The sequence below is a fragment of the Rhodococcus sp. 27YEA6 genome (assembly GCF_044908235.1).
Classification (GTDB): domain Bacteria; phylum Actinomycetota; class Actinomycetes; order Mycobacteriales; family Mycobacteriaceae; genus Rhodococcus_F; species Rhodococcus_F qingshengii.
Map to the genome: position 1 here is coordinate 1 of NZ_JBIYCY010000028.1, position 12631 is coordinate 12631.

Below are 12631 nucleotides of genomic sequence, written 5' to 3' on the forward strand. Positions count from 1 at the left end.
GACCGGGTGCTGCAACTCCTCGCGATTGCGTGGATCGGAGTAGTGGGTGTCGCTGTCTACCTCGTCTGAGCCACGCACCGAGGCCGACCCGCACGCAATCAAGGCGACTTCATGTGCCGCCGCATCCTGTCATCGGTCTGCTCTGCCTGCTCGCCATGTCTCGATCGTCTCTCAACGTGAGTCGTGTTCCGGGAGGCGAGCGCGGCATCGCGATTTCTGGTCTCGGGTAGTAGTCCGGGGGCGCAAGCGTCCCCGTGCCGTTCGTCTGCAAGGAGTTGCATTCATGTCTTTCGAGCTGACTACCAGTTTCGAACCCGCTCGGGGGATCGATATCGCCCGGCCCTGGTTGTTGCCATCACCGTTTCGTCCCGACAGCTTCGTCCGATGGCCTCGATCTGTGGTCGATGTCTGGTCCTCGACCTCGAAAACTGAGGCGTTCCCCTGGCCCGCTAGCTATTCCTTACCGGTCGGAGTGCGCGATGAGAATCGTTGAGGGCAACAACCCGGAAATGCTGGGCGAGGATGCCCGGGCGGATGCAGAGACCACACACGCCCGGCTTCGCTCGATCGCGGCGCTGGTCGTGACCGGGGTCGTTGTGGTGTGGGTGCTGTGGCGCACCGGCTACGGAACCATGCCGGCACTCGACGCCTTCGAGTCGATCGCTCGGCAGTGGCCGCACAGTTCTGTCTCGCCGGCATTCGGATACACGCTGCGGTCCCCGCTCGGGTATGTGGTGTACCAGTTGGCTCCAGAACAGAGCCCACACGTCTACGCCATGATGCACCTGCTCTGCCTCGCTGGTGTGGCGCTCGTGCTCACGGCGTGGCTGGTACGTCGCCTCGGTGTGGCGCGTTCCACGACGGCCGTGATGGTGCTGGCATGCGCGCCGGTCACCGCGGTGACTCTGCTCTGGATCGGTATCTACGATGCGTTCTCCCTCGCCGGCTGGGTTGCTGTGCTGATGACGCTGCGTTCTCGCCCCGTGGCGCAATACCTGGCCGCTATCGTCGTCGGACTACAGAACTTCGAACAGGGCGCGGTGGGGATCGTGGTGCTGTTGCTGCTCCCTCGTCTGGTACGTGCAACCGGTTCGGTGCCGCGTCCGCTGGCGCTGCTCGGTGGCCTCCTGACCGGAAAAGTACTTCTCGAGGGATATCTGTACTCGGTAGGAGCGGTCTCAGGAACACGCCTGTCGTACTTGTTCGTCGGCAACAAGTTACGCGACGTGCTCACCGCGTCCTTCGATGCTGCTCCGATGCTCATCTGGTCCGCGTTCGGGGGGTTGTGGGTGCTCGTCGCCATCGGAGCCCGCTCTCTCGCTCGTGCGGGGACACGGAGAGAGATCGCCATGGCCGCTGCGGCAGTGGCGATCTGGTTCGGTAGCGCCTTCGTGACCGAGGATCACACGCGTGTTCTGGCGCTGACGTCGTTCCCGGCGCTTGTCCTGGCGTCGATCGTCATCGCCCTACGTCACCGCGATGTGCTGGATTTCCTCAAGACACCTGCCGCGGTGATCCTGCTCGTGGCCCCTCCTCTTGTCTTGTGGGGCGGGATGACGCTGTCCACAGGCTGGTAGCGGCGAAAGGGTGAAGGTCAGGCGTCGACGACTACCGGTATCACCAACGGTTGCCGGCGATGGGTGCGGCGCGCCCACTTTGCGACTTCACGGATCACTGCGTGCTCGATACGGACGGTTGTTGCCATTGAACGGGCACTCTCCCGTTCGAGGGCTGCCGCGATCAGCGGGCTCAACGGTGTAAATATCGACGCCTCGTGGACGAATCCGCGGCCGATGTAGTCGGGTTCCTCGACTAGCCGGCCGGTAGCGGGATCGACGATGACGACCACCGTCAGCACACCTTCTTCTCCCAGGGTGCGCCGCTCGGTCAGTGACTGTTCGGTGACCCCACCGACGATCTGCGCGTCGACGTACACCAGATCGACAGAGATCTTGCCGACTGCGGTCGCCAGTCCGTCGTGCAGGTCTATCACGGTGCCGTCCTCGGCGATGATCACCCGCGCCGGATCGACGCCGGTGCTGATGGCGAGATCGGCGTTGGCACGCAGGTGCCGCGATTCTCCATGCACGGGAAGGACATTCGACGGGCCGATGATGTTGTAGCAGTAGACGAGCTCGCCGGCGCTCGCGTGTCCGGAGACATGGACTTTGGCGTTTCCCTTGTGCACGACGTGCGCTCCGCGGTCGATCAACCCGTTGATGACACGGTAGATCGCGTTTTCGTTGCCCGGGATGAGACTGCTCGCCAACAGGACTGTATCGCCCTCTCCGACAACGATCTCGTGACTGCCGGATGCCATACGGGAAAGTGCCGCCAGCGGCTCGCCCTGAGAGCCGGTGCAGATCAACGTCACCTTGTGCGCCGGCAAGGCCCCGAGCTTGCGTGCGTCGACGATCAGCCCGTCCGGGACCGTGAGGTAGCCCAGTTCTATGGCCAACGCCATGTTCCGCACCATCGATCTGCCCACGAATGCGGCCTTACGGCCTTGTTTGTGAGCGGCATCGAGAACCTGCTGGATTCGGTGCACGTGGCTTGCGAAGCTGGACACGATCACCCGCCCGGTGGTGGAGCGGAACACTTGCTCGATAGCCGGGGCGAGTTCGCGCTCGGACGTGGTGAACCCCGGAACGTCTGCATTCGTCGAATCGATCAGCAGAAGGTCCACGCCTTCTTCGCCGAGTCGGGCGAAGCCACGTAGATCGGTGATGCGGCGATCGAGCGGGAACTGGTCCATCTTGAAGTCCCCGGTGTGCAGCACCAGCCCTGCGTCGGTACGGATCGCGATGGCCAACCCGTCCGGGATCGAATGATTGACCGCGAGGAATTCCAGGCCGAAGGGACCTTGAGCGAGCACGCCGCCGGCTTCGACCTCGATCAGGGTCGGGGTGATCCGATATTCGGAGAGCTTCGCAGCCAGGAAGGACAACGTCAGCTTCGAGCCGATGACCGGAATGTTCGATCGCTCCCGCAGCAGATACGGCACGGCGCCGATGTGGTCTTCGTGACCGTGGGTGAGCACGATTGCCACGATGTCGCCGAGGCGATCACGCAGGTAACTCCAATCGGGAAGTATCACGTCCACACCGGGTTGATGCTCCTCGGGGAAGAGAACACCACAGTCGACGATCAAAATCTTGCCGTGACACTCGAAAATGGTCATGTTGCGGCCGATTTCCCCGAGTCCGCCCAGCGCTATCACGCGTAGATCCCCCGGGCTCAATGCTGGGGGAGGAGATGAAATCGGCTTACGAGGTGCACGAGACATACTCTTACGTTACTGGAGAGTTGTGGATGGTTCGTCGCCGGGCGGGTCTCGATGTTCAGTACATGGCAAACATCTGATCGCGTCCCTTCCGGATGTCTCCCGTCGCCCGAAGGGCGGCTTTGTCGAGGGATGGCGCACGGATTGTTGTTCCAGTCCGGCGACTAAACAATACTCTAACGTAAGAGTATGGTTACGGATTGGGAGGTTGGATGAAAGCACTACATGCTGCTCACGGCCCGGCTGAATCTGCTGCTGTCTGCGAGCAAGCACGGCGCCGACGAACCTTCGCGGTCATCAGCCATCCCGATGCCGGGAAGTCCACGCTTACCGAAGCGCTCGTCCTGCACGCTCGAATCATCTCCGAAGCCGGCGCCATCCACGGCAAAGCCGGGCGCCGTTCCACGGTGTCGGACTGGATGGAGATGGAGCAGGCCCGCGGGATCTCGATCACCTCCACCGCACTGCAATTCCCCTACACGGCGCCCGACGGAACAGACTGCGTCGTCAACCTCCTCGACACACCCGGTCACGCCGACTTCTCCGAAGACACGTATCGAGTCTTGACCGCGGTGGACGCCGCGGTGATGTTGATCGACGCCGCCAAAGGTCTCGAACCGCAAACGCTGAAATTGTTCCAGGTCTGTCGACACCGCAGGATTCCGATCATCACAGTGATCAACAAATGGGATCGGCCCGGACACGAACCTCTTGCCCTGATGGACGAGATCGAATCCCGAATCGGCCTTCGTCCCACCCCGCTGACCTGGCCGGTCGGGATCGCCGGCGACTTCAAAGGCGTCCTCGATCGACGAACGGGAGACTTCGTCAGATTCACGCGCACAGCCGGGGGCGCCACCATCGCCCCTGAAGAGCACGTGTCGCCGGCCGACATCCGAGACGACGAAACCAGCTACTGGCAGCAAGCAGAGGAAGAAACAGCTCTACTGACTGCCGACGGCGCAAATCATGACCAAGCAGCATTTCTCGCCGGTACTACGACACCGGTACTGTTCGCGGCCGCAGTCTTGAACTTCGGAATCAACCAAGTGCTCGACGTCCTCGTCCACCTCGCACCCTCACCGGCCGCCCGACTCGACGTGAAGGGAACTCCCCGCCCGGTCGAGGCTTCGTTCAGTGCCTTCGTCTTCAAAGTCCAAGCCGGCATGGACGCATCGCATCGAGATCGCCTCGCCTATGCACGAGTGTGCTCGGGAACATTTCATCGCGGGGACGTTCTCACCCACGGACCCTCGGGCAAACCGTTCACCACCAAATACGCCCAATCGGTCTTCGGGCAACATCGTTCGACGATGGACACTGCATGGCCGGGCGATGTGATCGGCCTCGTCAATGCCAGCGCCCTGCGAGTCGGTGACGCCCTGTATCGAAGTGAACCCGTCGAATTTCCTCCGATTCCGCACTTCGCCCCCGAACATTTCGTGGTAGCCCGAGGCCGAGATGCCGGAAAACACAAACAATTTCGCCGCGGCATCGTCCAACTCGAGCAGGAAGGCGTCGTCCAGGTGCTGCGCTCGGACCTACGTGGCGATCAAGCGCCCGTACTAGCTGCGGTGGGGCCCATGCAATTCGAGGTCGCCGAACACCGCATGAACGCAGAATTCGGTGCACCGATCGACCTCGAGGTGTTGCCGTACACCATCGCCCGGCAGACCGCGGCCCACGATGTCCCCGTTCTCAGTGGCCAACGCTCGGTAGAAGTGCTCACCAGATCTGACGGAGCACTACTGGCGTTGTTCGTCGACCAATGGCGCCTCGCGGCGATCGAACGCGAGTATCCGACTCTGACTCTCCGGAATCTGATCGCTGCGCAGTGAGATCCCCATCACCGAATTCGCACCACCTTTGTACTCAACCTTTACGTAAAGGTAGTGTTGTGGTACTTGCGATTATTCCGATGCGCCGAATGCATCGCCCCACGACCACCATCAGGAGGAGAGCAGTCCTGACGCACCGAACCGCCGCCGACACCACCGCGCAACGGACTCCGACCGCACAATCGGGCCGCGTGGACTGGGTCGACCTGGCCAAAGGAATCAGCATTGCGTTGGTCGTCCTTCTGCACAGCACCAATTTTCTTGTCGCCCGAGGACTGGCCCCAGGAATCTGGAACGACATCAACGCCGTGGCAGAGCCGGTTCGGATGCCCCTGTTCTTCCTCACCGCAGGCCTGTTCGCGCACAAGGTGACGACGCTGGCATGGAAAGCGGTCATCCATCGCCGAGTGCTACCCCTGGTGTACCTCTACCTGATGTGGACGGTGCTGCGCTTCGTCTTCTTCAGTGTCTTTCCTGACACCGCAGGTACCGCGGAAACCTCGAGTCCGCTGAACTTGATCACTGCACTCGTCGTACCGACCAGCGGGCTGTGGTTCATCTACGCGCTCGCCGTCTACACGGTGCTCACGAAAGCGCTCTCCGGCATCGACTACCGAGTTCAACTTCTCGGCGCCATCGCCCTGGCCTTCGTCGCTCCGAGTATCGGCGGAGTCGATTGGACCTGGGGAAACATGATGGAACTTCTCGTCTTCTTCCTCGCCGGTGCGCATCTTCAGCAGATGATCCGTGCCGCTGCCGCCTCGACGACCCTCACACGCGTCGCCGTCACCGCGGCCGGGTTTGCCCTCATGTACGTCCTGCATCTGCAGGGGCACATCACCTCGGTCGGCGCCGCGACCATACTTCTGAGTTCACTGGGCCTGCTCGTCGGCATCACGGCAGCCTCGCACCTGCAGACAGCACGCGTACTCGCACCCTTCCGCAAGCTCGGGACATTGACGTTGCCGGTCTACCTCTTGCACGAAATCCTGCTCGGAATCGCCGTGGTCGGGGCCGTTCACGCCGGTTTCGATTTCACCCGTAACGCGCTCCTGGTCTTCGGTCCACTTCTGGTGGCAGCCATTGCCATCGGCGGATCCTTGGTGATACACGCGGCACTGACATCCGCCGGACAGCGATGGCTCTTCGTCATGCCGCGCAGGACCACCTCATGAGACCGGAGCCCCGCACTCCCGCACAGTCCGCACACACGAAGATGCCACTGTGAACTCGGCTCTGCCCGTCCTCTCACATGCCCTCGTGCGTACCCTTCCCCAACGCTGGGTCGCTCGTTTGGTGCGCTATCCCGAGGCCGTGAAATTCCTTCTGATCACCTCGGCGGCCTCCCTGACTACGACAGCACTGTTTTCGATCCTGAAATGGACCGTGCTCGAAACCCATCCGGTCACCGCGTACGTACTCGCAGCGCTGATCTCAGCGGTGTGCGCGTACATCCTCTGCCTTGCATGGTCGTTCGCCGGCATCGACCGCGCACGTGAAGCGCGTTGGGCTGCCTACTTTTTCGCAACAGCGGTCGTCTCCATCGCCCTCGGCGCCGTCCCCCTCTGGATTTCCCGCTACACGGTGGGGTTGACGGAACCCCAGGTGCACAGGTCGGCCGAGATCGCGAGCGATTTCATCGCGAGCTCCGTGGTCGGCGCATGTCTTTCGACCTGGTTTCTTTGGCGGGTGACGCAGCGAGTCCTCTCGAATCCGGCCCCGGAAAACGATGCCCACATCGTCCCGGCACCGGAATGCACAGACCCACCGACCTGATCACCCGTTCACCACCCACCAGGTCCCGCTCCCGGTGTGAACTCATGAAAGTGACGGCCATGACCACCACTTCCGAACAAATGACCATCCACGCTCTCAGCCAATGGATAAACGACCACCCCACCGTCACGCTCGTCGTACTGTTCGTCTTCGCCGTACTACTGGTGGTTCTCGCTGTATGGATGATCCTTCGATGAGGACGTTCGGCGATCCGAACATTTCGAGCGATGCACGCTCACTGCCCAATCAGTCACCTCACCAAAGACATGAGAGCGCGGACGCACCTCGATCGGCCGAGACCCGATCCTGCCCCAGCTGCAGGACAGAGGACGGGCGCGGGCACGGGCACGGGCACGACCAGAGTGTCGAATACGACCACCCATCCGGCCCCATCACGTGCCCCGTACTGGCCGCGATGTCCTGTGTCCTCGTCGCAGCACTGGTGTTCTGGATCTTGTAGACACATTGCCGAAATCACGCCGCTCGGCGAGGCAAAAATAAGACGAAGGACGGCTCTACCGTGCGTCCTCTCATCCTGACGGTGCTTCACCTTCTTTCAGCGTTCGCTCCCCGAGCACGCCGCGCATAGCGGACGAGCGACAGGGCGGGGCGAGGGAACAAAGGCCGCGAACACCATCACCGCCAACGGCAATACGGCCAACACAGTCACGGTGGTGGCGTAGTCACCGGCAAGGTCGTGCCCGAACGCGAGGGTGAGTGGGCCGAACGCGGTCGATCCGACGCTGATCGTGGTTGCGAGTCCGCGGATGGCACCGATATGGCGGGTGCCGAAGTAATAGGTGTAGGCGGCAGCTTCGACGGCGCGGATGCTCCCCGCCGCACACCCCAGAGCGAGGCCGTATCCGATCGCCGGCACACCCGGCCCCACATAAGGAACGCCAATCAGGGCCACTGTGAGAACCAACATCGACAGCGACACACCGTATTTCGGATTGATCCGGTCGGCGAGAGCGCCGACGGCGAGAGTGCTGAGCAGACCCGCGATTGTTTGAGGGATGAAGTTCGCGGCGGCCTCGGTCGCTGTAAGGCCTTGCTCACCGAGCAAGGACACCTGATGGAAGTTGATCGCGGTGGTGAGCATGCCTGACGCGGCCAACCCCGAGGCGATAGCCCAGAACATCGGTGTCCGGACCGCGGCGCGGGCACTCCACACGGTCTCGGGGTCGCACTGCCGTCGCGGCTGCGCCGCGTCCTCCGCAGCCGGTGTGACAACGCTAGGCCCCAGGGGCCGCGGAGGCGCCCCCGTGTGGCGTAGCGCGAACACGGCGATCGGCAAGACGACCGCCCAGACTGCAAGCCCTTCGATACGCCACACCGTCGCGATCGCGTACTCCGAGATCAAGCGTTCCAACAGCACCGGGGTCAACGAGATCCCCGCCGAACCGATCGCGGCGGTGACACCGAGCGCCCAGCCACGGCGCTCGCTCACGTGCACCGCCACCAATGTCGTTGCAGCCAACCCCAGTGCCCCTTGCCCTGCCAGGCGAACCCCGACGAACCCCGCTGTCAACCCGATGATCTCGGTCGCGAAGCTGATTCCGATCAAAACTGCGCCGAAGATCGCGGCAACGACCGTCATCACGGCCCGTACTCCGAACTTGTCGAGGGCGCGGCCCACCCACGGCATGGCCATCGCTCCGGCCAATGTCCCCACCAGGTAGCTCCACGACAGTTGAGTCCGGGTGATACCGAGAGAATCGATCAGCGGGTCGGTGAACACCGATATCGCAGCGGTCTGACCAGGCGCGGTCATCACCGAGGCGGCGCCCGCCCACACCACCAGGAGCCATGGCCGCTCTGGCGCGTTCGTCGACGGTTGAACCGATTCGCCTGCTGTGAACGGCATTACACCTTCCTCGGAACTGATGACTTTTTCATCGCACCTGAAACCGGTGTGCGTAGGGACGACATAGCCGTATCGAGGTTCGATTCGTTGCAGCAACTGTCAGGACCGAGCCGACACGGGTGAGCTACCGGACGGTTGCCAGGTTGAGCTATCGGGCGTGCGCGAATGCGGATTCTTCCGGATCGGAAGCGAAGTCCAAGAATCGCGAAAGTGCCCCACCATAGGTCAAATACAGTTCGTGCATGGCTCTCGTGCACGCGATGTAGAGCATGCACCGGTCCATGTCACTGGCGTAGTTCGCCGTGTCCGCATGAGGAACGACGACAACGTCGAATTCGAGTCCTTTGGCAATATGCGCCGAGGTGATGACGGGGGTCGGGGAGCAGATTCTCGAAATCCGGCGCTAAGGATTTACGGCAGATAGTAGCGTACTATCTGCCGTAACTCGTGAGTCGTCCTGCCGCGATGGTCGTTCCGGAGATGGGCGACTCCGGAAACTATCTGCCGTAGTGCTGAAGGGCGGTCGGGGTGGGATCGGTGAGCTCGCTACCGGCGCGGGCCGCCGGGATCCGGCTGGCGGACGCGACGCGGACCTTTCTGGGCACGATCGCGGCGGTGAACACCCGCCGCGCCTACGCCTCGGCGTTGGATCGGATGGTGCGCGACTTCGGCGCGGACGGCGATGTCGGGTTGTTGAACCCGGATCGGGTGTCGGGGTGGTTCGACTACGTGTGGGGCGACAAGGCCCCCAAGACCTACAACCTCCGGCTGACCGCGGTGTCGGCGGCGTGCGCCTACTGGCGCGATCAACAGTGGCTGACCGGCGATCCGGTGTCGCGCCTGCGGGCGCGGCCGAGTGCGCCGGACAACAGCAAGGCGATGACCGCCGCCGAGGTTGCGGAGCTGCTGGGCATGGACGCGGCCCTGCGCGAGCGGGTGTTCTGGTCGATGCTGTATGAGTCCGCCGCGCGGGCGGAGGAGATCCTGAATCTCGACATCGAGGACCTGGACACCGTGAACCGATGCGCCACGGTCACCCGCAAGGGCGGCGCCCGCGAGGTGATCTATTGGCAGACCGGCACCGCACGGCCGCTGCCCCGGCTGATCGCCGGACGGAAGTCCGGGCCGCTGTTCCTGACCGACCGCAAAGCCAAGCCGTCGGTCGCCAAGACCGACACCGACAACTCGACCGGCCGCGCCCGACTTTCCTACCGCCGCGCCGCGACGCTCCTCGAGGAGCACACCGAAGGGATGCGACGCGGACCGTTCACGCTGCACCAGCTGCGGCACTCGCGACTGACCCACGCCGCAGAGAAGGGCGCTTCCACGCCGATGCTGATGGCGTTGAGCGGACACACCTCGGTGCGCAGCCTGGTCAAATACGCGAAGGTCTCCGCCGAGGCGCTGGGGCGCTGGCAGGCCGAGACCGATCCCGCTGCGCGGCGGCGCTCCCGCTGAATCTCTCAGTAGCTGACGGTGACGAGTTCCGGCGCGTGTCTGTCGTCGATGACGACGGTGCCGGTCAGCACGTCTCCTGGACGCACGGGACGGCGGAACCGCAGATCTCGGATGCCGCGCCCGGCAATGGCCGCCCAGCTGTGCCCCACTGCGTCGAATGTCAGCCGTTGCAGGATCGCCAACGTGTGGATTCCACTGGCGATCAGGCCACCGAACTGGCCGTCCTGCGCCGCCGCCCGGTCGATGTGAAACCACTGGGGATCCCAGTGGGTGGCGAAGTCGACGAGTTCGGCCTCGGTCACCGTGTGTGAGCCCAAGTCGAAACGCTGGCCGATGCCCAGGTCCTCGGCGTATACAAGGCGTGTGTGCTCATGGTGCGATCCCACCTGCACGCCGACGGGTTTCACCGCGGCGCCATGCGGATCGCGCCGTCGAGGCGGATGGTTTCGCCGTTGAGCATCGGGTTGGTCACGATCGCCTCGACCAGCTGCGCGTACTCGGCGGGGTCGCCGAGCCGGTTCGGGTGCGGCACCTGCTGTCCCAGCGAAATCTGAGCCGCCTCGGGCAGCGTGCCCAGCAGCGGGGTCTTGAACAGGCCGGGCGCGATGGTGTTCACCCGGATCAGCAGCGACGCCAGGTCGCGGGCGATCGGCAGGGTGGCGCCGACGATCCCGCCCTTCGATGCCGAGTACGCGGCCTGTCCGATCTGCCCGTCGAAGGCCGCGACCGAGGCGGTGTTGACGATCACGCCGCGCTCGCCGTCGACGGGCTCGTTCTGCGACATCGCGTGCGCGGCGAGGCGGATGACGTTGAAGGTTCCGGTCAGGTTGACCTTGACGATCTTCTCGAATTCGGCCAGCGGGAACGGTCCGTTCTTACCGACGGTCTTGACGGCGTTGCCGATGCCGGCGCAGTTCACGGTGATTCGCAGTGAGGACTCCGCGTTGGCGCGCTCGACCGCCTCGGTGACCGCGGCCTCGTCGGTGACATCCGCCGGAGCGAATTCCACGGTGTCGCCGAGAGCAGCCAGCGCATCCGTGTTCGCGGTGGGCAGGTCGACGGCGATTACCCGGGCGCCCGACTTGGCGAGGGCGGTGACGGTGGCCAGTCCGAGGCTCCGCCGGTGACGAGTGCGTTGGTTCCGGTGATATGCATGAATACTCCTGACGAAATAGGTTGAGAACATCGGGTTTTTGACAAAGTGAGGTGTGACTGACGCAGTGGTGTCACTGCGCGAAGGTCAACCTCATAAGGCGCGGCCGATGAGTTCCTTCATGATCTCGTTGGTGCCGCCGTAGATCTTCTGCACGCGGGAAGCGGCGTACATCTGCGCGATCGGGTACTCCATCATGTAGCCGTAGCCACCGAAGACCTGCAGGCAGCGGTCGACGATCTCGCACTGCTTGTCGCTGCCCCACAGCTTGGCCATCGACGCGGTCGCCGCGTCGAGGGTGCCGTCGAGGTGACGCTGGATGCAGTGGTCCATCAGGGTCTTGCCGGCCAGCACGTCGGTCTTGCACTCGGCGAGTACGAACTTCGTGTTCTGGAAGTTCAGGATCGGCTTGCCGAAGGCGTGACGTTCCTTGGCGTACCTGATGCTCTCCGCCACCGCGGCCTCGGCCACCGCGACACCGCCGACACCGAGGATCAGCCGCTCACGCTGCAGCTGACCCATCAGCTGGTAGAAGCCCTGCCCCTCGACGCCGCCGAGCAGATTCGCTGCCGGCACCCGCATGTCGGTGAACGACAACTCGCGGGTGTCCTGGCCGTGCTGGCCGATCTTGTCCAGCACCCGCCCACGCTCGAACCCCGGAAGATTCTCCGTCTCCGCGACGAGCAGCGAGATACCCTTGGAACCTTGGCTCGGGTCCGTTTTGGCGACGATGACGAGCAGGTCGCAGTGCGACGCGTTCGAGATGAACGTCTTCGAGCCGTTGATCACGTAGTGGCCGCCGTCGCGAACCGCGGTGGTCCGTACGGCCTGCAGGTCCGAGCCGGTGCCGGGTTCGGTCATCGCAATGGCGAGGACGCTCTCACCGCTCGCACATTTCGATAGCCAGCGCTTCTTCTGGTCCTCGGTGGCATAGGCGGCGATGTAGTGCGCGACGATCGTCGAGTGCACGGCGAAGCCGAACGCGGTGTCGTGGGCGTAGGCGATCTCCTGCTGCACGATCGCCTCGTGGCCGAAGTTGCCGCCCCCGCCGCCGTATTCTTCGGCGATGTCGAGGCACAGCAGTCCCGCGGCGCCGGCCTTGGTCCAGAACTCGCGGTCGACCTGGTGCTGCGCGGCCCAACGGTCCTGGTTCGGGGTGGCTTCCTTGCGGAAGAACTCGGCGGCGTGCTTACGCAGCAGCGCCTGATCGTCGGTCTCCCACGGGGAGCGGTAATCGGGGAACAGCTCGCTCATGA

The 12631-nt window shown here is 63.6% G+C and carries 12 protein-coding genes; 6 read left to right on the forward strand and 6 right to left on the reverse strand.

The window, feature by feature from the left end; translation table 11 throughout:
- Positions 1-479: 479 nt before the first annotated feature.
- Positions 480-1577 (forward strand): hypothetical protein, encoded by a 1098-nt coding sequence (locus ABH939_RS31395; RefSeq protein WP_073512696.1) that lies wholly within the window; start codon positions 480-482, stop codon positions 1575-1577.
- A gap of 17 nt (positions 1578-1594) precedes the next feature.
- Here the strand turns inward: ABH939_RS31395 and ABH939_RS31400 are convergent, their stop codons facing one another.
- The gene (locus tag ABH939_RS31400; RefSeq protein ID WP_073512697.1) at positions 1595-3286 is read right to left on the reverse strand and encodes a ribonuclease J; all 1692 of its coding nucleotides are present in this window, start codon (positions 3284-3286) and stop codon (positions 1595-1597) included.
- Between the two features lie 209 nt (positions 3287-3495).
- Here ABH939_RS31400 and ABH939_RS31405 point away from each other — a divergent pair, with 209 nt between their 5' ends.
- From ABH939_RS31405 to ABH939_RS31420, 4 genes are all read left to right on the forward strand, one after another.
- Entirely contained in the window at positions 3496-5121 is a 1626-nt protein-coding gene (locus ABH939_RS31405; protein WP_073512698.1) for a peptide chain release factor 3, read from the forward strand.
- 89 nt (positions 5122-5210) lie between these two features.
- Positions 5211-6296, forward strand: coding sequence for an acyltransferase family protein (locus ABH939_RS31410; protein WP_081377536.1), 1086 nt, complete (start codon positions 5211-5213; stop codon positions 6294-6296).
- Positions 6297-6381: 85 nt separating this feature from the next.
- Positions 6382-6897, forward strand: coding sequence for a GtrA family protein (locus ABH939_RS31415; protein WP_404650661.1), 516 nt, complete (start codon positions 6382-6384; stop codon positions 6895-6897).
- Positions 6898-6956: 59 nt separating this feature from the next.
- Complete coding sequence (locus ABH939_RS31420) at positions 6957-7094, forward strand: hypothetical protein (protein WP_159419741.1); 138 nt, start codon at positions 6957-6959, stop codon at positions 7092-7094.
- Between the two features lie 359 nt (positions 7095-7453).
- On the opposite strand, the gene ABH939_RS31425 is transcribed toward ABH939_RS31420, so the two are convergent.
- Both ABH939_RS31425 and ABH939_RS31430 read right to left on the reverse strand, forming a co-directional pair.
- Positions 7454-8764 (reverse strand): MFS transporter, encoded by a 1311-nt coding sequence (locus ABH939_RS31425; protein ID WP_054781660.1) that lies wholly within the window; start codon positions 8762-8764, stop codon positions 7454-7456.
- A gap of 148 nt (positions 8765-8912) precedes the next feature.
- Complete coding sequence (locus ABH939_RS31430; protein ID WP_333837928.1) at positions 8913-9161, reverse strand: ATP-binding domain-containing protein; 249 nt, start codon at positions 9159-9161, stop codon at positions 8913-8915.
- Positions 9162-9301: 140 nt separating this feature from the next.
- Here ABH939_RS31430 and ABH939_RS31435 point away from each other — a divergent pair, with 140 nt between their 5' ends.
- Positions 9302-10222, forward strand: coding sequence for a site-specific integrase (locus ABH939_RS31435; protein ID WP_238054160.1), 921 nt, complete (start codon positions 9302-9304; stop codon positions 10220-10222).
- Between the two features lie 5 nt (positions 10223-10227).
- On the opposite strand, the gene ABH939_RS31440 is transcribed toward ABH939_RS31435, so the two are convergent.
- The 3 genes from ABH939_RS31440 to ABH939_RS31450 form a co-directional block, all read right to left on the reverse strand.
- Positions 10228-10629 (reverse strand): MaoC/PaaZ C-terminal domain-containing protein, encoded by a 402-nt coding sequence (locus tag ABH939_RS31440; RefSeq protein WP_333837926.1) that lies wholly within the window; start codon positions 10627-10629, stop codon positions 10228-10230.
- Positions 10626-11381 carry a 3-hydroxyacyl-CoA dehydrogenase gene (locus ABH939_RS31445; RefSeq protein ID WP_404650671.1) on the reverse strand — a complete coding sequence of 252 codons (756 nt, stop codon included), beginning with the start codon at positions 11379-11381 and terminating at the stop codon, positions 10626-10628. Before ABH939_RS31445 ends, ABH939_RS31440 begins: the two co-directional genes overlap by 4 nt.
- Positions 11382-11468: 87 nt before the next feature.
- Positions 11469-12629 (reverse strand): acyl-CoA dehydrogenase family protein, encoded by a 1161-nt coding sequence (locus tag ABH939_RS31450; RefSeq protein WP_011331214.1) that lies wholly within the window; start codon positions 12627-12629, stop codon positions 11469-11471.
- Positions 12630-12631 lie beyond the last annotated feature (2 nt).